The sequence below is a fragment of the bacterium genome, assembly GCA_016716565.1.
Taxonomy (GTDB): Bacteria; Bacteroidota; Ignavibacteria; order Ignavibacteriales; family Ignavibacteriaceae; genus IGN2.
Window position 1 is genome coordinate 517,827 of the sequence record JADJWC010000004.1, and the last position, 25,295, is coordinate 543,121.

Below are 25,295 nucleotides of genomic sequence, written 5' to 3' on the forward strand. Positions count from 1 at the left end.
TTTCCTAAGACTGACTTATCTTCTGTGAGAGATATTCAATCATCAATCTCACGCCAAATCCGGTCATAAACGTTTTGTTATAATTAGTAAGTTCGTTTGCACTTGCTGGTCCGGCAATATCAAGATGCGCCCAAGGGATTTTCTTATCAACAAAGTTCTCTAAAAATTTTGCGGCTGTAATTGCTCCTCCCCAACGTCCACCATCATTATTAACGTCAGCAATCTTGCTTTCATTTTCTTTATGATAGTCATCCCACATCGGTAAACGCCAGACCCTATCATAAGTTTTCATTCCGGCTTCATAAAGATCATCAGCCATTCTATCATTTTTTGTAAACAGGCCGGCAGCATTAATGCCGAGCGCGACAACGCAAGCTCCTGTCAAAGTTGCGAAGTCAATTATTTCGTCAGGATTTTCTTTCGATGCATAATCGAGTGCATCTGCAAGAATCATTCGTCCTTCTGCATCAGTATGACCTACTTCAATTGTTTTTCCAGATGCTGTTTTAACAACATCACTGGGTCTCATAGCTTCGCCATTAATCATATTTTCGGCTGCGGGAATTACTCCAAGAATTTCCATTGGAAAATTTGCTTTTGATGCTGCCAGGATTGCTCCGGACATATCACCTTTCATTTCCAACATTCCCTGCCATGGTTTGATGCAATAACCACCTGTATCGAAAGTAACTCCCTTCCCAACTAAGGCAATTTTTTTCATGTTGGATTGCTTTTGCCTTGGCTTATATTCGATAACAATGAATCTCGGTTTCGCATTGCTGCCCTGACCAACGGCAAGCAAACCACCCATATTTCTTTTTTTAACTTCCTTTTCATCGAATATCGTTACTTTCAATCCGGCTTTAGTTAAAGTTTCTTTTATTCTATCAGCCAGCTCAAACGGACGCAGAGATGACGGTGGTTCATTTTGAAGATCTTTTGTAAAAAATATTCCTTCCACTAAAATATTAGTCTTGGCAATAGCCGACTTAACAAGCTTTTCATCTTTCGCGTAAATAAAAACTGAAAGATTTCTCGTTCTGTCTTTTTCTTTTTTGAATTTATCAAAAGAATAATTTCCAAGAGAAATACCTTCAAGAAAAGTACGGTAGTAATATTCTTCTTCATCAAAATATTTTTTTACCAGTTCATATTCAGGAATGAATAAATGTAACGATTGAACCTCATCATTTTTGACTTCCTTGATCAAACCTGCAAGATGATTTCTGAAATAATCAACGGAAAACTTTTCATCAGTCTTAAATTTATGCAAGATTATGTGTTCAGGTTTTCCTTTAGGATTTGAGATGCTTATCTGCTTATTCTTTTTGGCTTGAATATTTTTAAGTTGAAGTTCTGACAATTTAATTTTGAATTTCTTTTCAAAAGTAGCAATCGAATTTTTGATATTCTTATCATCTGTAATGAAATGGACGGCAATAGAAAGTGGTGAAAAAATCAGTTTACCACCAATTTTGTAATTCAATCTGAACATTTTAACCTTTTGAATAATTATTAATAAATTTCTCTGCTTCTTTTAATATTTCAGGGATCGATTGATTCATATCAGAATTATGAAAACGTGCTCCAGCAGCATTTGTATGTCCACCACCACCGAACAAACCAGCAAGCTTATTCACCGGTAAATCCCCTTTCGATCTGAAACTTACTTTGAACCCATTCTTTAGCTCGATGAAAAGTAAACCGAGTGTGACTCCTTCAACTGAAATAATGTAGTTTACAAAATTTTCAGTATCACTTTCCATAGCTTCCAAATCAATAAAATCTTCCTGAGTTATAACCATATAACCAACTTTATTTTCAGCGATTAACTGTAATGAACTCAATGACCTTCCAAGTAATTTAATTTTACTTAATTTACTTTCATCATAAAGCTGATCATAAATTTCTGTCGGGTTAACACCTTTATCCAGAAGTTCGGCAATGTTTCTATGAAGTTCTGCTGTAGTTCTTTCAAAACGAAAAGAGCCGGTATCGGTCATTATCGCAGCATATAGTGGTGCAGCAATATCTAAATCTAAATTAACAATGCCGGTTTTTTTTATCAGTTCAAATATGATATGACCAGTCGCTGCATAATCGGGAGCAATAAAATAATGGTCAACGAATTTTTCAGGATCCTGATGATGATCAATACAAATTTTAATATTATTCGATTCAAAAAAACCTGATTGCATGCTAACCAGCCGATCAGATCTGTTAAAATCTAAAGCTACAAGTACATCGGAAGAATTGAAATAATTAATATGTTTGCTCGCATCATACTTCTCTATGCTATTATCAACATCAAGGAATTTCAAATTATATGGAGTCGCACTGTGGTTGATGATTTTATAGGACTTACCAAGTTTCAATAATAGATTAGAGAATGCTATCTCCGAGCCAATCGCATCTGCATCCGGGTTAACATGTGTTGTTAGCAGGAAGGATTTGTTACTATTAATTATATCTGCGAGTTTTTGAAAATTTATCATTAATAATAAAAGGGGCTTATATAAAAGCCCCATCCACTGAAATATAATTCATGAAGTATATTAAGCCACTTCCCAGGTGTTTGAGCCGAAAAGTACTTTTTCTAAATCTCCTTTTCCTTTTTTCTCGATGATTTTATCGATCTGATTTTTTATACCTTCGTCATAAGTCTCTTTAATTACTTGTCTAAACACTCCGATCGGACTAGGCAAATCTGGTCTGTCATCGAGATGTGCAAGTATCATTGCATGAACAGGAGCATCGGAAAATTCATCATGAACCCAGAGATCATCCTTTGAGTATTTACCGTTGGAAATATCAACAACAATAGGATGAGCACCATCCAATTTTATTCCTTTATCCTGATTCTTACCAAATACCATCGGTTTGCCATGTTCAAGCACTAAAACGTGATCGTCTTTTGTTTCTTTTTCTGTCAATAGTTCGAATGCACCATCATTAAAAATATTGCAATTTTGAAAAATCTCAAGAAGTGCAAATCCTTTGTGCTGGCCTATCCTTCTTATCATTTCCTGCATGTGTTTTGGATTTCGATCAATCGAACGGGCTACAAATGTAGCATCAGATCCAAGTGCGAGTGAGAGCGGATTAAATGGATAATCAACGCTTCCGAAAGGAGTTGTTTTGGTAACTTTACCTTTTTCGGATGTTGGTGAATATTGTCCTTTGGTCAATCCGTAAATCCTATTATTAAATAGAAGAACTTTTAGATCAACATTTTTCCTGCAAGCATGTATAAAGTGATTTCCACCGATACTCAATAAATCTCCATCACCTGTTGCGACCCAAACTGACAAATCAGGATTAGCTACTTTAACACCTGTTGCAATTATCGCAGCACGACCGTGAATTCCATGAAAACCATAAGTATTCATATAGTACGGAAAGCGGCTTGAACATCCGATTCCCGAAACCCATACAATTTTTTCTTTATTGGTTTGAATTAAGTCAGGAAAAGTTCTCTGAACCTGCGCAAGGATTGAATAATCTCCGCATCCGGGACACCAGCGAACGTCCTGATCACTTGTAAAATCTTTCGCAGTATATTTTTGCGTTACTACTTCTGGACTATTTGCCATTTCCACCTCCAAGTAAAGAATTTATCTTTTCTAAAATATCATTGACTTTAAGCGGTAATCCTCTTACCACATTCAATTGTTCAACTTGAATTAAATACTCACTCCGAATCAAATGTGCTAGTTGACCAAGGTTAATTTCTGGGATTAATATCTTTTTAAAGTTCTTAAGAACCTGTCCCGTATTTTTAGGCATAGGGTTTAAATATCTCAAATGGGCCTGTGATACTCTTAATCCTGATTTTCTTGCTTTATTAACTGCATCTTTAATTGACCCGTATGTACCGCCCCAACCAAGTACCAATAAATCTCCTTTTTCATCGCCATCAACCTCTAGATCTGGTATGTCATTGGCAATTCTTTTAACTTTTTCTGTTCTTAGCTTAACCATTCTATCGTGATTTTCCGGATCGTAATTTACAGTTCCATAAACATCAGCTTTTTCAAGACCACCTATTCTGTGTTCTAAACCTGGTGTTCCCGGAATAGCCCATGGCCTAGCAAGATTGTCATTTCTTAAATACGGGTAAAATCTTTCCGGATCAGTACGGAATTTCACAGAAATATCGGGAAGTTCATTTACATGAGGAATTCTCCAGGGCTCAGAACCATTTCCAAGATAGCCGTCTGTCAGAAGAATTACTGGAGTCATATACTTTAATGCTATTCTTGATGCTTCTACTGCCATATAGAAACAATCTCGTGGTGTTCTTGCGGCGAGTACACACACAGGGGCTTCTCCGTTTCTTCCATACATTGCCTGCAAAAGATCTGCCTGTTCAGTCTTGGTTGGTAAACCGGTACTCGGTCCGCCTCTTTGAACGTTTACAATAACGAGAGGTAACTCAGTCATTACTGCTAAACCAATAGCTTCCGTCTTTAATGATAAACCTGGTCCGCTTGTGGTTGTTAATGCAAGATTACCAGCAAAAGCAGCACCGATCGCGGATGTAATTCCAGCTATTTCATCTTCTGCCTGAACAGTTTTTACTCCAAAGTTTTTATATGAACTTAAATATTGTAAAATTTCTGATGCAGGTGTGATTGGATATGAACCAAGAAATAATGGCAATCCACTTTTAACAGATGCTGTTAAAAATCCGAGTGCAGTTGCTTCATTACCAGAAATATTCCGGTAGATACCTTTTGGAAGTTTTGCAGCTTCAACTTTATATCTCGTAGTAAATATTTCTGTCATCTCACCAAATTTATGACCAGCTTGAAGCGCCTTTGTATTTGCTTCCACATACTCAGGTTTATTTTTGAATTTATCTTTAATCCAATCTTCAGTGTTTTTAAGAGGTCTGTCGTATAACCAGTACATCAAGCCAAGTGCAAAAAAGTTTTTACATCTTGCAACTTCTTTAGGACTTAAAGGTAATCCTTCCAGTGCATTTGCTGTTAGTGATGAGATTGGTACCTGATGCAGTTCGTAACCGCTAAGGGAATCATCCTCGAGAGGGTTCGATTCAAAATTTGCCAACTTTAAATTTTTCTGATCGAATGCATCTGAATTTACAATTAGTACTCCACCATTTTTAAGTTCTTTAAGATTTTTTCTTAAAGCTGCTGGATTCATCGCAACAAGAACATCCGGAAGATCACCGGGTGTATTTACGTCTTCACTTCCAAAACTTAATTGAAAACCGCTCACACCATAAATTGTTCCGGCGGGTGCTCTGATCTCGGCAGGATAATCGGGCAAAGTATTTAAATCGTTTCCGATCCAGGCAGTTGTATCACTAAACTGACTACCGGTTAATTGCATTCCGTCGCCGGAATCGCCTGCAAATCGCACAGTAACGTTTGTTACTACTCTGAATTCTTTTTCTTTAATTTCTGACATTTAACCAATTCCTAAATTTTTTATTGCTAATAAAGTTACTAAGTCCTGTTTGATTTATCAATGTAATTATTAGTAAATGTTAATTAACGTTCTCAATCTTTTTGTAAAATTCATTTGCATTAACGAATCCTGTAATTCTCTCCACTTCTTCTCCTTTTGAATTAAGAATTAAAACGGTCGGAACACCAACTATTTTGAATCGCTCTCTCAACGATTCAACTTCCGGTGATAATGCTTTCGTCATATCTGCTTTATAAGTTTCAAACTCTTTCGATAAAGAAATGACCTGAGGATCAGAAAATGTAAGCGCATCAAGTTCTTTACAGGGGATGCACCAGTCAGCATAAAAATCAATTATCACTCCCCTGCCTGAAATTTCATTCAATGCATCTTCGGTGAACGGCTGCCAATCAACAGATTTTGTTTCTGATGGAACGAGTGCATAAACACCTATGGCCATAATTAGAACAGAGAAAACTATTTTAAAAATTCTGAATCCTTTGACTGAGTTCGCCAGCTTTTCAAAAAATAAAAGATAAATTGCTGTTCCAATCATGAATACAGGAAGGACATATCCAGAAATACTTTTTGGTAAGAGTGGAAGCAGAAAGTATAAAGCCATTCCAATAAGAATGAATCCGAATATATGCTTTACAGCATCCATCCATTCACCAGCTCTTGGCAGATTTTTTATCTTGCCAGAGAAGACAGCTAAAAACAGATAAGGAGTTCCAAGTCCAACTGCTAAAACGAAGAAGAGAAGAAAACCAAAAAACGGATCTTGTTTTGTAGCAACATAAGTAACTAATCCAAGAACAAAAGGACCAATACAGGGTGCCGCAACTATTCCCATCGTTAATCCCATAAAGAAAGCTCCGTACAATCCGGCTTTTGCCCCACCTGCTTTGTTAACCAAACTATCAGGTAATTTGAACTCATAAACTCCAAACATACTTAGTGATAGAGCAAGCATTATTGCAACTATAATAAGAATAACGATTGGATTTTGAAGCAGCGCACCAAATACCGCACCTGTCAAAGAGGTTATAACACCTATCGCAGAATATGTGACAGCAAGTCCAAGTATGAATAAGATTCCCATAAAAAATAACTTGGTAGTACTTCCTTCACTCTGTCCGCCAAAATACCCAACTGTTATTGGTATTAAAGGATAAACGCAGGGAGTTAAGTTCAGCGCTAAACCACCAAGAAAAACTAAAAGTAATCCGATTATCAAACCTTGATTTTCCAGTGCACTGGAAATCGGGTCAGACTCTTCCTTCTCAACAGTTGATGTTTGGCTTAAACTTAAATTAATTTCACTGAATATTTCATCATTGATTGAATTTACCGGAGAGGTTTTATCTGCTACTTCAATTGTCAATGTGTCGCTGACTGCCGTCGGTGCCTGGCAGCTAATATCATTACAAGCCTGATATTCAAGTTCAACAATTAGTGAGTATGTGCCTGGTGCAGTTGCTGAATCAACTTCGATCAAAGCACCAATGAAAACACTTCCTTCCCAAACGGATAATGGTGATTCAGAAAATGAGAACTTAAAATCGTGAGGTTTGGGATAAGCAATTTTAACTAATTTGAAATTAGGATTTTCCGGAATGATCAACGAAGTCGGGATCAAATATTCGTCATACGGTTTATCCGAATTAATATGCCATCCTTCATCAACATCGGTTTGTATAGCTATTTTAAATTCTGTTCCGGGATATACCTTATCAAAGGATTGGAATGTTTTAATTTTTACGAGATCTTTCTGCACACCAAATTGTGCGAAAGCACTTACTACAGATAGTAAGATTAAGATTGAAATTAATTTAAATATTTTCATAATGTAGATTAAGCTATAATTATTGAACAGAATATTAATTTTTAAAATCCTATTTGTAAAGTTAATTATTGGTAAGTAAATATTTTGAGGCTAGTACAGATTTTATAAGAGATTATTTCTTTTTTAATCAATTAACGCATTTATCGCTCTCTAATTTACCTAACGCCTCCATCCCTGAACTATGGGATATCTTCTTCCATATCCAAATGCTTTTCTCGATACTCTCAATGCGGGAGCAGCTTGCCTTCTTTTAAATTCATTTAAATCAACAAGGCGTAAAACTTTTCGTACAACTTTCTCGTTTTTTATTATCGAGTTAATTTCATCGTACTCTTTATTTTCTTCAAGATACATCTTTAATATTTTATCGAGCATTTCGTACGGCGGAAGATCGTCCTGGTCGGTTTGATTGGGACTTAATTCAGCGGATGGTGGTTTTGTAATTATTTCCTTAGGAATAATTTCTTTTTTCTTGTTGATAAATTTAGCAATCCTGTAAAGATCACTCTTGTAAACATCCGCAATCACCGCAAGGCTTCCGCTCATATCACCATAAAGCGTGCAATATCCAACGGCAAGTTCAGATTTATTACCTGTTGTTAAAACTAAATATCCATCGTTGTTCGAAAAAGCCATTAAATACACACCTCGAATACGTGCCTGAATATTTTCTCCTGTGAGTTTCCCAACTTTGTTTTTAAAATTCGGTTTCAATCGATTTATGGTTTCATCCACAACAGGTTGGATAGAAACATTATTGGATGAGATGTTCAGATTCTTTATTAGTTTCTGTGAATCTGTAATACTTCCTTTACTTGAATATTTTGAAGGCATCAGAACCACGTGAACATTTTCCCTGCCCAATGCCTGAACCGCAATGTAAGTTACCATTGCAGAATCAAGTCCGCCGCTTAAACCAATCACAGCTTTTTTAAATTTCATTTTCTCAAAGTATTCTCTTACTCCATAAACAAGCGAGGAGAGAACTTCTTCTTCAAATGATTTTTCGACTTCGACTTTTATTGGTTTATCTTTTTCAGTATCGAATAAAATAAAATCTTCTTCATAAGATTTACCTAAATGAACGAGCTTTCCCTTTTTATCCAGACACATACTTCCACCATCGAATACAAGATCAGTTTGAACTCCAACACAACATACATAAGCAAGTGGCAAATTATCCTGTCTGCAAATTGTCGAAAGCATTTCCAATCTTTCTTTTCTTTTTCCGTATGAATAAGGACTAGCAGAAATATTGATATGAATATCTGCACCTTTTTTCTTCAGCTCTTCTACCGGATCAAAATTATATCTTCTTTTATACCAGTAGTCAGCATCGTTCCAGATATCTTCACAAACAGAAATGCCCAGCTTTTTATTTTTAAATGAATGAACGAACACTTCTTTTGCAGGTTCGAAGTATCTCATTTCATCAAATACATCATAGTTCGGTATCAGAGATTTCGGCTGGATGAATTGAATTTTACCATTGTAACATAAGACAGCCGAGTTGTGAATATTGGTTCCGATTCTGTCATCATCTTCAGTTATTGCACCAAATAGTAATCCAACTTCACCGGTGATTCCTGCAAGCTCATTTACTTTTTTATTAACTGCTTTTCTGAATTCTTCTTTTTCGACAAGATCAAGGGGAGGATATCCTACTAGAGCAAGTTCAGGAAAGATTACTAGGTCAACCTTTGCTTTGATTCCTCTCTCGTAACCTTTTACTATTTTTTCTTTATTGTAGTCTAGATTGCCAATGATCGGATTTATCTGGCAAAGTGCAATTTTCATTTCAAATATTGATTTTATTACGAAATATACTACTACCCTAAAACTCGGCAAAATCGGAAATACTTTGAGAATAATTATCTAATTGCATTATTAATAAGTTTCAATCAGCCAATTACTCGATCAATCATTCATTTGTCTTCTTTCCAGGTTTTCATTAACCGATAAATCTCCTTCAATCACCGATACAATCTTACCATACTTACCAAAAAGCGTGGAAATCAGAAAAAATCTTATTTATTAGAACCAGGGATTTAAAAGATTAATATCAATCCGGAGGAAAAAATGGGAAAGAAACTATATCGTTCGACAAATGATAAAATGCTTGGTGGAGTTGCCGGCGGACTCGCTGAATATTTTGGAATTGATTCCACACTTGTAAGAGTGCTATTCATTGTTATTGTATTTCTCGGCGGAGGTGGAATTATCGCATACATAATTTTATGGATAGTTGTTCCACAAAAACCATATGAATTGCCGAAGAGTCCTTTTACACAATCACCGCCTGAATCAGGAGGCAGTTCAAACTATTCAGATGATCAGAACAAGTCTGATAACTTTAGTGTAACCAATGGAGGAGTTGCCGGTTCAGTTGCTCAAACTGGGAATAAACAACTCTGGATTGCGATTGTCCTGATTGTTATCGGTGGTCTTCTGCTTCTTGACAACATATTTCCTCGCTTCGATTTCGATCATTACTGGCCTGTTATTCTGATTGGGATTGGAATTGGTCTTTTATTAAAAGCGAAAAACTAAAAAGGAGATTTTAAAATGAAACCGTCACATATTTTCTGGGGTTTACTTTTTGTCGGACTCGGTTTGCTTGTTCTGATAAATAATTTTACAAGTATCCTGATGGATTGGTCAACTATCTGGAAACTTTGGCCATTGACGATCGTACTTATTGGTTTATCAATTTTGATTAAACATCAGATGGGAAAAAGTGTCATCGCAGGACTTGCTGCAATCGTTCTTGCTCTTGCAATCTTCGCAAGTTTCAAAACTGCCACGCATTTTTTCCACAATGATTTCCAAATAGATTTTGGTGATGATGCGAACCGTGAGGTTGTAAATTCAGAGTTTACTGAACAATACGATTCTACGTTACGTTTTGCAGAACTTAATTTTGAAGCAGGCGCCGGTACTTTTAATATTCTTGAACAGAGTGAACATCTTATCTTTGCAAAAACTATCAGTTATCATAATTATGAATTGACAAGATTTGATACTGACAGCAGTACAGTTGTGGACCTTGGTATGGGCGGCAGAACCATTTTCAGATTTGGAGATAATTATAAGAATACTGTTGCTATGTCACTAAATCCTAATCCTGTTTGGGATATGAACTTTAACGTTGGCGCCGCATCGATGGATTTCGATCTTACTCCATTCAAAACTAAAGAGGTGAATGTTGATATGGGTGCTGCTTCAATAAATATCAGACTTGGGAATTTATATCCTGAAACCAACTTGAGTGTTGATGCAGGTGCTTCTGATATAAATATTTATGTTCCAAAAGAATCAGGCTGCAAAATTGTAACTGATGGTGCATTGTCTTCTAAAAATTTTAAAGAATTTAAAAAGATTGATTCCGATAATTATGTTACTGAAAATTTCGATGAAGCTTTAAATAAGATATATGTAGAAATTGATTGCGGTGTATCCTCAATAAGTGTTGAGAGGTATTAATTCAATCTCTTAATCTTACTCGTACTCTTAATCTTATTCGGGTGAGGAGTAAGAGTATGAGTAAGAGTAAGAATGAGAAATCATTTTTTTCTTTTTAAACTTTTACTTTTCACTTTTGAATTAGGAATCCAAAGATGTTTTTCCAATTTCACACAACCATTTTTATCAAACTCAATCCCTTCACCTCGCAATAATTCTTCCATTAGTGTTGGATCACCGAAATGGATTTTTCCAGTAAGTGCACCGTATCTGTTTACGACTCTGTGTGCCGGAATATCCGGTCCGCATCCATTCAGAGCCCAGCCAACTGTTCTCGCAGCGGATTTAATTCCGCAAACTTCTGCGATGTGTCCATAAGTTGTCACTTTCCCGTATGGAATTCTTTTAGTAACATCAAAAACTTTGTTGAAGAAATCTTTTTTCTTTTTATCAACTGCTCTTTTTTTTATAATCTTTTTATTCTTCATTTTTAAGATGACAATCAGAAAATATTTTCTCTATAAAAATTGTAATTAAATTATCTCGTGGCAAGCATAAAAAGAAGATTTATTTATTATCTAACCTGGATGAAAGAACTATTCAGATTTTGTCCTTACCGAAAATCAAACATCGATAAGGAAAATCTTTTCCTGAACTGCGGTCACCGCGGCTCACCTGTAAATGAACCTGAAAATACCATTCCTTCATTAGAACGAGCTTTGAGCGAAGGAGCGAATGCTTTGGAAGTTGATATCTGCGTGACAAAGGACAATGAAATAATTCTTTGGCATGATTGGAATCCTGATGAACTTGTTGCTTTAATAAGAGAAAATGGTTTGGAGCCGGAAGTAAGATACAAACCTGACTTTCCAGCCCGTTTCAGTGGTTTCAGGAATAAAACGAGTGAATTGACATTAGCTGAATTCAGAAAGCATTTTAATTATACAAATAAAGGAGAAAGTACTCCGGTTGGTGCTCACATACCAACTTTTGAGGAGTTCATTCAGTGGTCATCAACCAAGGAAAAATTAAAATATGTGTTTCTTGATTTAAAGGTGCCTGAAGAAGAAAAGGAATTAGTTCTTGTAATTCTTAATCAGTTGGATGCATTTGATAAAAAGTATAATCCACCTTGTCAATTCATTATTGAAACTTTCAGCAAAGAAGTTCTGCAAACAGCAAAAAACAAATATCCAAATTTCAATTATTGCCTCGATGTTGAACTTCCTCCGGGATTTATTTTCTTCCCAAGATTATACAGCGGGATTAAGACCGCAATCCAAAATAAAAATTCAGTTGGTCTTGTTTTACGCCCAAGACAAATCACTATTGCAAACTGGATGACTTATAGAAGAGTTATACGATATGATGTTAGAAAGAAAAAAGTTTTCAACAAGAAAAATCCTGAACACAAAATTAATTTTCTGATTGGCTGCACAATCAATGATAAACGTGAGATGGAATGTCTGATTAAAAAAGGTGTTAATGGCATGCAGACCGATTATCCAAGAAGATTAACAAATCTTGTTAAGCAGTATGGATTGAAGAGAGAATAGTCCATACGAATGTCATTCTGAGCGAAGCGAAGAATCTTATAAATAAAATTCAAGATTCTTCAGTCGTTACACTCCTTCAGAATGACAACCGTTTCTTAGTTCTTACTAAACTTTGAGAGATACGCTTTTATAAACCTATCAATATCCCCATCCATCACTCTTTGCACATCTGAGGTTTCTTCATCCGTTCGATGATCTTTAACCATATTGTATGGATGGAAGACATAAGAACGAATCTGACTTCCCCATTCAATTTTCATCTTATTCTTTTCAACTTCATCCAACTCTGCTTGTTGTTTTTCGAGTTCAAGCTGATAAAGTTTTGACTTGAGCATTTTCATCGCACGGGTTTTATTCTGCACCTGAGAACGTTCACTTTGACAAGCAGCTACTACTCCTGTTGGTTCGTGAGTTATTCTGACTGCAGTTTCAACTTTATTTACGTTCTGTCCGCCTTTACCACCAGAACGGTAAGTATCAATTCGCAGATCAGCGGAATTAATTTCTATTTCTATCGTGTCATCTATTTCAGGAATAACAAAAACCGATGCAAACGAAGTATGTCTTCTTTTATTAGCATCGAAAGGAGAAATTCGAACAAGACGATGAACGCCATTTTCTGCTTTTAAGTAACCGTAAGCAAATTCTCCAGATACTTCAACCGTTGCCGATTTTATTCCTGCTCCATCGCCATCCAGAATATCAACTATACTCATTTGATAACCATTCTGCTCTCCCCATCTTATATACATTCGTAAAAGCATATCAGCCCAATCCTGTGCCTCGGTTCCTCCGGCACCAGAATGAATTGTAAGTATGCAATTCTTATCATCATCTCTTCCGCTGAGCATGTTTTTAAATTCAGCTTTATCAATTGCTGAATTTAAATCGTCCAACTCTTTTCTGATATCATCATAAAACGATTCATCTTCTTCCATTGAAGCAAGTTCAATGATATCCCTTGCCTCATTAGCTTTTTTATCAACCGCTTTCCAAAGGTCAATCCATTGTTCGAGTGTCTTAATTTCCTGAAGTGTTTTTTGTGCGGTTATCTGATCATTCCAGAAGGAAGATTCACCAGATTTGGTTCGGAGTTCTTCTACCTTCGAAATCTTTTTATCGACATCAAAGATACCCCCGGAGATTTGCTATTCTCTGCTGATGGGATTTCAGTTCTTTTAATTCTTCTTCGTACATTTTACAATCCTTTTTAATTCAAAAATAAAAAGTCAAAATTCAAAAACATATTTATTAAATATTGACTTTTAATTTTATACTTCTATTTCCATACGCAACAGCGCCGCTGCTAACGTCTTTCCTTGTGCATCGTGTTTCAGCGAAACTGTCCCACCTCCACCGAGTGTGTTGTGAAGCAAAAAGTTTAAAGCCCTGATGTTTGGTAATTCGTATCGTTCAACTTTACCGTGACAAATTCCTTTAAAATGCTTTTTTACTTTTTCAGCAGTCAAATGTTTTTCTATAATTTGATATCCTTTATCATCATAAGCGATTATTCCGATATTGGCTGCATCGCCTTTGTCACCGCTTCGTCCGTGGGCTATTTCTCTTAATTTGATTTTCATACTCAATAAATAATTATTAAAACTATATTTATAAAAATACTAATTTTAAACTGATGAAGATTGTTCGTCTTTAATTAATTTTTCAAGTTTAGCAAAATCCTTTACGGCGGAAGCAAATAAAACCCTGCATAAAATTTTGAGTATCCACTCTGGCAGTTTCCCATTCATTTTGACCATGTATGTAAGCTCGGTTGTATCGTTTAAAGGCTTAAAGACTCCGCATATTGTAAAATTAAGAAATCCTCTGTAAAGTTTGATTGTAAAGTAATCGAATGGCTTATAATCGATACCATTTCTATAAATTTACTGCTGGAGCAATGATTGGTAGCGTCTTTTGTTGTTCTTCCAGATGGCCTTTCACTGACATTCCAATCAGAACCTTTAATGTAAAGAGATTTCCTTTTAGGATTATTGAACCAATCCCAGAGAATTGATGCCGGAACGGGAAACTCCTTTCTAAATATATAATGTGCATCCTTTTCATCAATCGTAATAGATTTTTGTTTTTGATATTCCTCATACTTCTCATCAAGATTGATTACTTCTGTCCGGATTGCACCAAGATGTTCGTATTGCTCAGTTACTGAATAACTTTTGTTAATTGGAACGTTTAGACTTTCGAGACAATCCTTTGTGATCAGATAATAAGCTTTCCATCCGGTATCCTTTGATACTGAATTTTTAAGTAGTCTATGCAAAACGATTACTGCATTGCCCAAAGGTTTTTTCTTACCTGCAATATTATTCATCACAAAATCGCCACAATGGATTACAAATTTGAGATCAAGAGTTGATATCATCTGGCAAGCCATACAGGAACAGGTTGTTATTCTCTGGAATGTTGTCATTGTATCTCTGAAAGAATAATATGTGGATTCTACTATTTCAAGAATTAGCTCCCCCCGCGGATACTTCTCGATTGGGGCAAATACAAAAACGGCATCACCCTCAACTTCTACAAGATTAAATGCTGGTGTTAATTTTCCGATAATAAGAGTTAGTACTTCACTGAGTATTTTTTGTGAATGTTCCAATTCCGTTCCGGCAACGAAAGATGTAAATCCGGTAATATCGGCGATAAGAAAATAAGCTTTTGATGTATTCATTAAAGAAAATGATTTAATGAATCCAGAGGTGTTATCTAATCACCAAAGCTGGCAATTAAATTAAGTTATTTTAGTTCGAGAATTTTTACTTTTGGCTCAACAAGTTTTTTAGGAATCAACGCAGGCCAATAAGCAACCACGTCTTTAGGTTTTGGTCTTCCACCTGCAAAACCTGTAACACTAGGGGGACCTGTTAAAATTAAGGGTGCAATTTCCTGTCCAAATCTGTTTACTGAATTTCTATCTTTGCTCGTACCGAGAAGCGAAGCACTATTTCATTTATTTTATCCTCATCAAGTTCAGGAGCTAAAGTTTCGTGGGTGGCATTATATCCAACAAATTCTGAACGTATTTCTTCAAATTGAAGTCCAAGTTTCTCTAATCTTTTGCGAAGTATTCTATCTGCTTTTTTTGCTTTAGTTAACGCCTGAGGCCATGAATAAGTGAGAGTTCCTGTTGCACTATATCCATCATGATAAGAACAGGAAACTTTATAAAATTCAGTTTCAGATTTTCCTTTTACATTGTAAACTTTTACTCGGTCCTTTCCAATTTCCTCAAGTTTTATCGAAGTGAAATCAGCAACACAATCGGGAGTGATATACTCTTCAGGATTTCCAATTTCATAGACCAATTGTTCTGCAATCGTGTCGAATGAAACTTTTCCTCCAGTGTTTTCGTGTTTGGTTATTATCACTTCACCATTCGGATAAGCTTCTGCAATTGGAAAACCAATCTCAGTAAAGTTCTCGATTGATTCCCAATCACCCAAAAAATTTCCACCGGTTGATTGAGCACCGCATTCTAAAATATGTCCTGCAACAGTTCCGGCAGCCATCAAATCGTAATTTTTCATATCCCAACCAAATTCATAAATCATCGGTGCAAGAGTCAAACCTGTATCTGTCACTCTTCCTGTAATGACAACATCAGCACCACGCTTTAATGCTTCAACAATTGGAGCAGCACCGAAATAAACATTTGCACTAAGCAATCTATCTTTTACTGTCGTAATTGCCTCACCGGTTTCCATATTCTTTAGTTCGCCACCCTTTTGGATTATTTCATCCAAACAATTTTTTATATCATCACCAAGAACGACTGCAACATCTAACTTTAATATCTAGGTTCATTGCAACTTCAAGAATTGCGTCTGCACAAGCGATTGGATTTACTCCGCCTCCGTTTGTAATTATTTTAATTCCTTTTTTTGAGGTGATTGGAAGAATCTTTTTCATTAAATCAACAAGGTCGGTTGCATAACCTAGATTAGGATTTCTGTTCTTCTGTTTCTGAAGAATTGACATCGTTACCTCTGCAAGGTAATCCATAACGAGATAATCTATATCTCCTTTGGTAACCTGGTGATAAGGTGCATCGATTAAGTCACCCCAAAAACCTTGTCCTGATGCTATTCTGATTTTGTCTTTCAAATTGAATCCATTACTAAAAATTAGAAACTAAAATTCAGTGGGTAATTTATTAAGAAATACGATAAGGTGAAATTGAAAGTGGTGGTAGCACAGATTATTAATCTGTGCTACTTAAATACTTAGAGGAGAATTGCCTTATAACCATAACAATGCAAACCAGATTTTCCTTCATCTTGAATTTTACGGAAAACCAGTTTTACTTTTTGTCCTATCTTCAACTTATCAAAATCAACATCTGCAATTTGTGTTGTTACTTTTACGCCGTCTTTCAACTCAACAATTCCAACTGCAAAAGGAGTCTTGCCAAAGAACTTATCAGATGCAACTCTGATGATAGTATAAGTTAAAAGTTTTCCTTCCTCATTTAATCTAATAGTTTCGAACTCTGTTTTGCCGCATTCGGGGCAAACTAATCTCGGTGGAAAACTTATGTTGCCGCAAGCTTTACATTTACCTGCTTCCAAACGATAACGCTGTGGAATTTCCCTGTGATATTTTGGACTGATCATTTTGCCTCCAGAATATTTATTACACAACTTGCACCGGAACCACCCATATTCTGGGCAAGTCCGATGTGTGCATTTTTAACCTGACGTTTCCCTGCCTGTCCGGTCAGCTGTTCGTAAAGTTCAATTATTTGTGCGATGCCAGTTGCACCAACAGGATGACCTTTGGATTTTAATCCGCCGCTAGTATTTAAAGGAGTCTCTCCATCAATTGCTGTTCTTCCCTCTTCTGCCGCTGGACCTCCGCATCCTTTATCGCAGAAACCAAGATCTTCGTAAACAACTGCTTCTGCAATTGTAAAGCAATCGTGAACTTCAGCAAAGTTAATATCTTTTGGAGTAACACCTGCCATCTTGTAAGCTTTCTGTGCTGCTGTTACAACCGAATTCAAAGTTGTGAAGCTTTTTCTTGAGTGAAGCGCGATTGTATCGGATGCCTGTGCTGTTCCTTTAACCTTTACATAATTTTTAGAAAGTTTCTTGGCAACATCAATTGAGCAAAGAATTACTGCTGCACCTCCATCACTGACTGGAGAACAATCTAATAGTCTAAGTGGATCAGCAACGAGCGTAGAGTTCATTACTTGATCTAATGTTACTGGAGATCTGAATTGTGCATTTGGATTGTTCGCACCGTTGTGATGATTCTTTACTGCAATTGCTGCAAGCTGTTCTCTTGTAGTTCCGTATTGATTCATATGTGCATTTGCGATCATCGCATACAAGCCGGGGAAAGTTACTCCCTGGTAAACTTCGTATTCCTGGTCTGCTGCAGTTGCAAGTGCATCTGTAACATCAGCACCGTCAGTCATCTTTTCAACTCCGCCTGCAAGGACAATATCACTTGCACCCGAAGCTACTTCAAAATACGCTGCACGAAATGCTGCACCACCGGATGCACAGGCTGATTCAACTCTTGTTGATGGTATTGGTGTTTGTCCGAGATAATCGGCCAGTATTGCACCGAGGTGTTCCTGTCCAACAAACAATCCGCTGCTCATTGAGCCAACATACATTGAATCGATGTGATCGACTCCGGCATTTTTGATTGCTTTAGTTGCAGCTTCAACAAAAATATCTTTGATGGATTTGCCCCACAGTTCCCCGAACTGCGTCATCCCTATTCCAATTACTGCTACGTCTTTCATATTTAATTTCCTTTTTAATTTTCTTTTGTGTCATTACGATCCCGACTTTAGTCGGGAGAAGTAATCTCAAATTAACGTCTGAGATTGCTTCGTCGCTTTGCTCCTCGCAATGACAGTACATTATTCATTCAAAATTATTTTGCCACGATACTTGGCATACTGCCCGTAATCGAGATAGATTTTATCTTTATCAAGCTGGTCTCTCAACTTTGGTGCTTTATCCTGAACATCTTTTATTTTATCAGTTACCTTGTAAATGAATCCATCACTACCGGCACCTGAACCAAATGAAACCATAAAAATCATATCACCCGGAGAAGCAACATCAAGTATTGCTGCAAGTCCTGTTGGAGATGAACCCGAGTAAGTGTTTCCCATCCAAGGAACTATCCAGCCGACTTCGAGTTGTTCTTTGGCAAAGCCTAGTTGCTTTCCTGCCATCTGTGGAAACTTTCCATTCGGCATATGAAATACAGCATATTTAAAGTCTGATGGTTTCATTTTAGCTTTTTCAAGAAGCGCTTTCCCTGCACTTACTAAATGTTTGAAATAAGCTGGTTCTCCTGTGAACCTGCCTGCGTGTCTTGGATAAAACTCGTGTTCCCTTCTCCAGAAGTCGGGTGAATCTGAAGTGTAAGAGTGAGTAAATAAAATTTCAGCGACAACATTTTCTTTCCCCATGATGAATGCTGCGCCACCTGCTGAAGCAGAATATTCGAGTGCATCACCAGGCGCACCTTGTGAAGTATCTGCACCGATACCCATTGCGTATTTCATTTCACCGGCTTTTACAAGGCTGTAAGCAACATACATTGCTTCTGATCCTGCTTTGCATGCAAACTCATAACTTGCAACGTGAACATGTGGTCCAATACCTAAGGCATCGATTAAAATTGTTCCGCTTGGTTTGACTGCGTACGGATGAGATTCTGATCCGATGTAAACTGCACCAATATCCTGCGGATCTATTCCAGCTCTCTTCAAAGCATTCCTTGCTGCTTCGACAGAGATTGTGATCGTATCTTCATCAAGTCCGGGAACTGTTTTTTCGAAGAGTTGTAAACCTCGTTTGATGACTTCAGGATCGGAGCCCCATTCTCTGGCAATGTTTTCTACTTTGATGCGGTATCTTGGAAGGTATGAACCGTATCCTACTATTCCGACCATTTAATCCTCCATATTTTTTGGAATGATTGGTTCTATTAGTTAGATAAGTTACAGTGCGAATATATTGAAAAAAGTAATTGGTTTAAAAGGAAAATATTGATGTTTTGCAATTAATTTAATGATGCAATGATATTCTCGGCAATTAGGTCTAAATCAATTATTTCCTGTACTTCAAACCACTGAATTCTTTTATCCTTGCTGAACCAGGTCATTTGCCGTTTTGCGTAATGGCGTGTATTTCTTTTTATCAATTCGATTGCTCGCTCAAGTGAGATTTCTCCATCGAGATGTTGAATGATTTCTTTGTAGCTAACTGTGTTCAGCGAGTTTAGATTTTTCTCGTATCCCTTGTTCAAAATGTTTTTTACTTCATCAACCAATCCATTTTCAATCATCCGATCAACTCTTTTATCAATATTTTTATACAGATGTTGTCTATTCCAGTTCAATCCAAATTGCTTGAAGTTATATTTTTTTTCTTTTGATGTTGATTGCTTTTGATGATGTTTCCATATTGGCTCACCAGTTGTGTGAAAAACTTCAAGAGCTCGCATAACTCTTTTCCAGTTTTGAGGAAGCATTTTTTCTGCACTTACTGGATCAACTTTTTTCAATTCTTCATAAAGAAATTCATTGCCATGTTCTTTTCTTTTTTGAAGAAGTTCAGTTCTGTACTCTTCATCTTTATCTGCTGTCTCGAATATTCCGTCTATTAATGCTTTTATATAAAGTCCACTACCACCAACAACTATAGGCATTTTATTTTTATCATGAATTTGCTCAATGATTCGCTCAGCATCTTTTTCGAACATACTAACATCATAATTTGCTGAAGGGTCTAAAAAATCAATTAGATGATGCGGAACTTTTTGCAGTTGTTCTGTGGATGGTTTTGCTGTTCCGATATTTAATTGTTTAAAGATTTGTCTGCTATCTGCAGATATGACTTCCGAATTCAGAATTTCGGCGAGTTTTATTGCAAGAAGAGTTTTTCCTGAACAGGTTGGTCCAACGATTACTATTACTTTTGTTTCACTCAAACTTTCAACGTCCAGCTTCTCTTCTCCATCAAACATCATCAATCAACCATCTTACATTTAAAGATTATTCTTTCCAGCCTTCTCTGCCGATCAGAGGAACAAATGCAAACTGTGGAATATCTTCAATCTCGAATTCATCTTGAGAAATTTTTGAAAGAACCTTTAATGTCTGCGAATTCATATTTCCAACCGGGATGACCATTCTTCCATTAATCGCCAATTGTTTTTTCAATGCTTCAGGAATATGAGGGGCACCAGCGGTTACAATAATTTTATCAAACGGCGAATACTGATCCCAGCCAAGAGTTCCGTCGCCACATTTACAATGAACTCTGATTCCAAGTTTTTCAAATCTTTTTAGAACTTCGTTGTAAATATCTATATGCCTTTCGATGCTGTAAACCTTAGCACCCATTTCAAAAAGTATTGCAGCCTGATAACCAGACCCAGTGCCAATCTCCAAAACTTTATCCCCTTTCTTAATTTTGAGTGCTTCAGTCATAATAGCGATTGTATATGGCTGTGAAATTGTTTGTCCGTAGCCTATCGGGAGTGCGATGTCTTTATATGCATTCTGTTTCATCACAGGTTGAACAAATTTTTCTCTTTCAACTTTTGAAAGAGTGTGAAGAAGAAGTTCATCTGTGATTCCTTTCAGCTTCAGGTTTTCAACCAGTTCATATCTTTGTAGTTTGTACATATTTTGAAGATTATGTCAATAGTGCAATAAAATAGTAATTATTGAATCAAAAAGTAAAAAATTATTTTATTTCCAATAAAAAGTTTTTTTGAAAGAATAGTTGATTTTTTATAGAAATTTTTTAATATAGTGATGGAATTTTAATAAAATTCACATCAGTCTAATAGGGTTAGTTAATTCGATTGAATTTTATTCAATATAAAGAGGATCTGTTAGTCTAGTATGTTTTCAAAAAATCAACATGTTTTTTTATCTCTCTTCAAAACAAAAACTATAAATAGTTCACTTATCTTAATTAACTTCATTCACAATAACAAATGGAGGATTCCATGAAAAAAAGTATATTCTTTTTTTCTCTCTCTTTTCTGTTTCTTTTCATAACTTCTATTCTAGCTCAGGATTTTTCTGTCAAGCAGGCTGAGAAACCAAACCAAGCTCCAGGGCAGGATCAATCTGTAATTTTTCTACAATGGGACAATGGCACCAATGCTAATTCTATAGGATTGACAAGTGGTGGTACTTTTGAAGTATCTGCAAGATTTCCTGCCAGTGTGACAGGAACGTATACTGGTTATAATCTGACCCTTATGGACATTTATATCAATGATCTCCCGACAAGTTGTATTCTTAAAATTTATGATCAGGGAACAGCAACTTCTCCAGGTACACTTTTACACTCACAGGATGTTACATCCTCAATAGTTGGATTAAATTGGAATACCCTTATTTTATCCACACCAGTTCCAATTACCGGAAATGATATATGGGTTGGGTATGAGGTTACTCATACTGCCGGTCTATATCCTTGCGGTGTTGACCCAGGTCCCGCACTGCCAGATGGTGATTGGATTTATCTAGCTCCAGGACCATGGGCTAAGCTATCTGTTTTGGTCCCAACATTAAATTATAACTGGAATATTCATGCTGGTCTTGAACAAGGTGGAGGAGGAACTGTTTACTTTGAAGATTTCGAAGGATTCACAGCAGGCGGACAAGTTGCTTGTCAGGATCCGGTAAATTGGACAACTTGGAGCAATGCACCTTGTGGTAATGAAGATGCAACTGTATCAACCAACTATGCATTTAGTGGAACAAAATCAATATTAATTGATTATTTAGGTACAAATCAAAGATATGTTGACTTGGTAAAACCATTAGGCGGTCAAACCTCAGGTACCTGGTATGTTGATTTTATGGCTTATCTCCCAACCGGAAAATATGGTTACTATAATATATTAGCCGATTTTGCTGGTGCAAGTTCTGTATGGGCATTTCAAGCATATTTTAATGCAGGCGGAACAGGTACCATTGACGCTGGTGCGGCAAATGCTGCTACTTTCACATTTCCACATAATACCTGGTTCCCAGTTCAATTTATGGTAAACCTAGATACTGACCAAGCACAATTCTGGGTAAATGGTGTTTCTGTTTATACGTGGCAGTATTCTCTTGGTACTTTTGGAAATGGTTGTCCATTGGTACTGGATGCATCAGATATATTTGCGCCAAATGCAACTCCAGCTAATAATGAAATGTACATAGATGATTTTCGTTTCGCTGATACACCTGTTCCAGTTGAGTTGACCTCATTCACCGGCATAGTAAACACTCTAGGTCAGGTAGTTCTAAATTGGGAAACAGCTTCCGAATTAAACAACCTTGGTTTTGAAATTGAAAGAAGAACAGAAAACTTCCGAATTCAGAACTGTTGGTTTTGTTGAAGGTAACGGAACGACCACACAGCAGAATAGCTACAGCTATGTTGATAAAACTGCTGAACAGGGTGTTAATTACTACAGACTGAAACAAGTTGATTTCAACGGAACATATGAATATTCTGAGATCGTTGAAGTAGAGGTAGTTGGTCCATTAACATTTGAATTGGCTCAGAATTATCCGAACCCATTCAACCCATCAACAAACATTAAATACAGTGTACCTGAATCTGGAAATATCAGACTTTCAGTATACAATCTTGTTGGTGAGGAAGTTGCTGTATTAGTAAATGGTTTCAGCCAGGCTGGATTCTTTGAAGTAACATTCGATGCTTCAAATCTTTCTACCGGTGTATACCTTTACAAACTGCAATCAGCAAATTCAGTTCAGACAAAGAAGATGATGTTGCTCAAGTAATTATCATTCTTTTGTACATTATAAAAAGTCCGGCAGATGCCGGACTTTTTTTTATTTTAATTGAATTGCTATTAAAAAAATACTATTTTAATAGTGAGGATCAATTCATCTTCTTTTTTTTCTTTAGATATTGAATTACAATGGTAATTCGATTTATTAAATCAACATTTTCAATAACTGAAAGGAGATACGTTATGCAACGAATCTTTCAAATTCTTTTTTCTCTTGTTGTAATTTCCGGACTTGCATTCGCTCAGGGAACAAGTAGGGATTTATCACAAACTCCATCAAATTTTAATAATCCGGAATATGTTCACGGACCTAACTTGGAAAATCCTCTTTTAAGTTTTTCTGAGAGTTTCGAAGGTACTACATTTCCACCCGCAGGATGGCTTAAAGCAAATCCGGATGGCGGTACAGGCTGGGATAGACAACTTGATGGCACTACACCAATTCCAGGATGGACTGGTGGAACTATAACTGTACCTCCAGGAGGTGGATCAGCTGTCGCTTTCTGTACATGGACTACTGGTGGAGCCTCTGCAAATGATCAATGGTTAATTACTCCACAGATTACGAATGTTCAACCAGGTGATATGTTAACTTTCTGGATGCGTGTATTTGCGAATGATTCTTATGCTGAAAATTTCGATATTAGAATATCAACTACAGGAACAAATACTGCGAACTTTACAACAATTGTGCAAGCTTTTACCTGGCCAATTGGTGGTATTGCTGATGAATGGATTAGCTACACATATGAACTAACTAATCATGTAGCAGCTGGTTCCAACATTTACATTGCGTTCAGAGAGCATGTAACTGATAATTTAAACGATGGTGCAGCAGTTATGTTAGACTTGGTTGAAGTAACCTTAGGCGGAGGAGGGACTGTTTACTTTGAAGATTTCGAAGGATTCACAGCAGGCGGACAAGTTGCTTGTCAGGATCCGGTAAATTGGACAACTTGGAGCAATGCACCTTGTGGTAATAGAAGATGCAACTTTATCAACCAACTATGCATTTAGTGGAACAAAATCAATATTAATTGATTATTTAGGTACAAATCAAAGATATGTTGACTTGGTAAAACCATTAGGCGGTCAAACCTCAGGTACCTGGTATGTTGATTTTATGGCTTATCTCCCAACCGGAAAATATGGTTACTATAATATATTAGCCGATTTTGCTGGTGCAAGTTCTGGTATGGGCATTTCAAGCATATTTTAATGCAGGCGGAACAGGAACTTATTGACGCTGGTGCGGCAAATGTTGCTACTTTCACATTTCCACATAATACCTGGTTCAGTTCAATTTATGGTAAACCTAGATACCGACCAAGCACAATTCTGGGTAAATGGTGTTTCAGTTTATACGTGGCAGTATTGGACATTTGGAAATGGTTGTCCATTGCCATGGATGCATCAGATATATTTGCGCCAAATGCAACTCCAGCTAATAATGAAATGTATATAGATGATTTTCGTTTCGCTGATACACCTGTTCCAGTTGAGTTGACCTCATTCACCGGCATAGTAAACACTCTAGGTCAGGTAGTTCTAAATTGGGAAACAGCTTCCGAATTAAACAACCTTGGTTTTGAAATTGAAAGAAGAACAGAAACTTCCGAATTCAGAACTGTTGGTTTTGTTGAAGGTAACGGAACGACCACACAGCAGAATAGCTACAGCTATGTTGATAAAACTGCTGAACAGGGTGTTAATTACTACAGACTGAAACAAGTTGATTTCAACGGAACATATGAATATTCTGAGATCGTTGAAGTAGAGGTAGTTGGTCCATTAACATTTGAATTGGCTCAGAATTATCCGAACCCATTCAACCCATCAACAAACATTAAATACAGTACTGAATCTGGAAATATCAGACTTTCAGTATACAATCTTGTTGGTGAGGAAGTTGCTGTATTAGTAAATGGTTTCAGCCAGGCTGGATTCTTTGAAGTAACATTCGATGCTTCAAATCTTTCTACCGGTGTATACCTTTACAAACTGCAATCAGCAAATTCAGTTCAGACAAAGAAAATGATGTTACTCAAGTAATTATCATTCTTTTGTACATTATAAAAAGTCCGGCATCTGCCGGACTTTTTTTATACTAAAACTTATTTGATTAGAAAGGATACTGATATTATATTTGTGCCCCGAAATCGTTCTGA

23 protein-coding genes and 1 pseudogene are annotated in these 25,295 nt (G+C 36.6%); 8 read left to right on the forward strand and 16 right to left on the reverse strand.

The features are described 5' to 3' along the window. Nucleotides 1-4: 4 nt before the first annotated feature. From IPM14_17830 to IPM14_17855, 6 genes are all read right to left on the reverse strand, one after another. Nucleotides 5-1,495: a leucyl aminopeptidase gene (locus IPM14_17830; protein MBK9099918.1), complete on the reverse strand. Its 1,491-nt coding sequence runs from the start codon at nt 1,493-1,495 to the stop codon at nt 5-7. Between the two features lies 1 nt (nt 1,496). Then, nucleotides 1,497-2,495: a bifunctional oligoribonuclease/PAP phosphatase NrnA gene (locus IPM14_17835; GenBank protein MBK9099919.1), complete on the reverse strand. Its 999-nt coding sequence runs from the start codon at nt 2,493-2,495 to the stop codon at nt 1,497-1,499. Between the two features lie 60 nt (nt 2,496-2,555). Next, nucleotides 2,556-3,593, reverse strand: coding sequence for a 2-oxoacid:ferredoxin oxidoreductase subunit beta (locus tag IPM14_17840; protein MBK9099920.1), 1,038 nt, complete (start codon nt 3,591-3,593; stop codon nt 2,556-2,558). Next, complete coding sequence (locus tag IPM14_17845) at nt 3,583-5,436, reverse strand: 2-oxoacid:acceptor oxidoreductase subunit alpha (protein ID MBK9099921.1); 1,854 nt, start codon at nt 5,434-5,436, stop codon at nt 3,583-3,585. Before IPM14_17845 ends, IPM14_17840 begins: the two co-directional genes overlap by 11 nt. 79 nt (nt 5,437-5,515) lie before the next feature. Beyond that, on the reverse strand, nt 5,516-7,282 hold the full coding sequence (locus IPM14_17850) for a thioredoxin fold domain-containing protein (protein MBK9099922.1): 1,767 nt from the start codon (nt 7,280-7,282) through the stop codon (nt 5,516-5,518). A gap of 159 nt (nt 7,283-7,441) precedes the next feature. Continuing rightward, nucleotides 7,442-9,079, reverse strand: coding sequence for an NAD+ synthase (locus IPM14_17855; protein MBK9099923.1), 1,638 nt, complete (start codon nt 9,077-9,079; stop codon nt 7,442-7,444). 282 nt (nt 9,080-9,361) lie between these two features. Here IPM14_17855 and IPM14_17860 point away from each other — a divergent pair, with 282 nt between their 5' ends. Continuing rightward, nucleotides 9,362-9,832: a PspC domain-containing protein gene (locus tag IPM14_17860; GenBank protein ID MBK9099924.1), complete on the forward strand. Its 471-nt coding sequence runs from the start codon at nt 9,362-9,364 to the stop codon at nt 9,830-9,832. A 15-nt stretch (nt 9,833-9,847) separates the two neighbouring features. Beyond that, entirely contained in the window at nt 9,848-10,765 is a 918-nt protein-coding gene (locus IPM14_17865; GenBank protein MBK9099925.1) for a hypothetical protein, read from the forward strand. Between the two features lie 80 nt (nt 10,766-10,845). Here IPM14_17865 and IPM14_17870 read toward each other — a convergent pair whose 3' ends face one another. Continuing rightward, entirely contained in the window at nt 10,846-11,232 is a 387-nt protein-coding gene (locus IPM14_17870) for an MGMT family protein (GenBank protein MBK9099926.1), read from the reverse strand. Nucleotides 11,233-11,289: 57 nt separating this feature from the next. Between IPM14_17870 and IPM14_17875 the strand changes: the two genes are divergently transcribed. Further along, a complete protein-coding gene (locus IPM14_17875; protein MBK9099927.1) occupies nt 11,290-12,300 on the forward strand; it encodes a hypothetical protein in 1,011 nt (336 codons plus the stop codon). Between the two features lie 95 nt (nt 12,301-12,395). Here IPM14_17875 and prfB read toward each other — a convergent pair. From prfB to IPM14_17920, 9 genes and pseudogenes are all read right to left on the reverse strand, one after another. Further along, nucleotides 12,396-13,497 (reverse strand): peptide chain release factor 2 gene (gene prfB / locus IPM14_17880; protein MBK9099928.1). Its coding sequence is split into 2 segments (ribosomal slippage): nt 12,396-13,427 and nt 13,429-13,497, totalling 1,101 coding nucleotides; the frame shifts between segments, so codons are not numbered across the junction. Between the two features lie 74 nt (nt 13,498-13,571). Beyond that, complete coding sequence (locus IPM14_17885; GenBank protein MBK9099929.1) at nt 13,572-13,883, reverse strand: hypothetical protein; 312 nt, start codon at nt 13,881-13,883, stop codon at nt 13,572-13,574. A 200-nt stretch (nt 13,884-14,083) separates the two neighbouring features. After that, nucleotides 14,084-14,989 (reverse strand): DUF2652 domain-containing protein, encoded by a 906-nt coding sequence (locus IPM14_17890; protein ID MBK9099930.1) that lies wholly within the window; start codon nt 14,987-14,989, stop codon nt 14,084-14,086. 65 nt (nt 14,990-15,054) lie between these two features. Further along, a pseudogene (locus tag IPM14_17895) lies at nt 15,055-16,422 on the reverse strand (DUF1446 domain-containing protein). A gap of 119 nt (nt 16,423-16,541) precedes the next feature. Continuing rightward, nucleotides 16,542-16,931, reverse strand: a complete 390-nt coding sequence (locus IPM14_17900) for a Zn-ribbon domain-containing OB-fold protein (protein MBK9099931.1) — start codon at nt 16,929-16,931, stop codon at nt 16,542-16,544. After that, a complete protein-coding gene (locus tag IPM14_17905) occupies nt 16,928-18,076 on the reverse strand; it encodes a thiolase domain-containing protein (protein MBK9099932.1) in 1,149 nt (382 codons plus the stop codon). The genes IPM14_17900 and IPM14_17905 overlap by 4 nt, the downstream gene beginning before the upstream one ends. A 120-nt stretch (nt 18,077-18,196) precedes the next feature. Further along, nucleotides 18,197-19,243, reverse strand: a complete 1,047-nt coding sequence (locus IPM14_17910) for a hydroxymethylglutaryl-CoA synthase (protein ID MBK9099933.1) — start codon at nt 19,241-19,243, stop codon at nt 18,197-18,199. Between the two features lie 110 nt (nt 19,244-19,353). After that, nucleotides 19,354-20,319: a tRNA (adenosine(37)-N6)-dimethylallyltransferase MiaA gene (gene miaA, locus IPM14_17915; GenBank protein ID MBK9099934.1), complete on the reverse strand. Its 966-nt coding sequence runs from the start codon at nt 20,317-20,319 to the stop codon at nt 19,354-19,356. Nucleotides 20,320-20,347: 28 nt separating this feature from the next. Continuing rightward, nucleotides 20,348-20,983: a protein-L-isoaspartate(D-aspartate) O-methyltransferase gene (locus IPM14_17920; protein MBK9099935.1), complete on the reverse strand. Its 636-nt coding sequence runs from the start codon at nt 20,981-20,983 to the stop codon at nt 20,348-20,350. Between the two features lie 329 nt (nt 20,984-21,312). On the opposite strand from IPM14_17920, the gene IPM14_17925 reads away from it, so the two are divergent. The 5 genes from IPM14_17925 (at nt 21,313) to IPM14_17945 (ending at nt 25,179) form a co-directional block, all read left to right on the forward strand. Further along, nucleotides 21,313-22,704 carry a hypothetical protein gene (locus IPM14_17925; protein ID MBK9099936.1) on the forward strand — a complete coding sequence of 464 codons (1,392 nt, stop codon included), beginning with the start codon at nt 21,313-21,315 and terminating at the stop codon, nt 22,702-22,704. After that, the gene (locus tag IPM14_17930) at nt 22,655-23,116 is read left to right on the forward strand and encodes a T9SS type A sorting domain-containing protein (protein ID MBK9099937.1); all 462 of its coding nucleotides are present in this window, start codon (nt 22,655-22,657) and stop codon (nt 23,114-23,116) included. Before IPM14_17925 ends, IPM14_17930 begins: the two co-directional genes overlap by 50 nt. Before the next feature lie 194 nt (nt 23,117-23,310). Then, on the forward strand, nt 23,311-24,144 hold the full coding sequence (locus tag IPM14_17935; GenBank protein ID MBK9099938.1) for a choice-of-anchor J domain-containing protein: 834 nt from the start codon (nt 23,311-23,313) through the stop codon (nt 24,142-24,144). After that, nucleotides 24,092-24,346 (forward strand): hypothetical protein, encoded by a 255-nt coding sequence (locus IPM14_17940; protein MBK9099939.1) that lies wholly within the window; start codon nt 24,092-24,094, stop codon nt 24,344-24,346. The genes IPM14_17935 and IPM14_17940 overlap by 53 nt, the downstream gene beginning before the upstream one ends. Then, complete coding sequence (locus IPM14_17945; GenBank protein ID MBK9099940.1) at nt 24,346-25,179, forward strand: T9SS type A sorting domain-containing protein; 834 nt, start codon at nt 24,346-24,348, stop codon at nt 25,177-25,179. The genes IPM14_17940 and IPM14_17945 overlap by 1 nt, the downstream gene beginning before the upstream one ends. Nucleotides 25,180-25,295 lie beyond the last annotated feature (116 nt).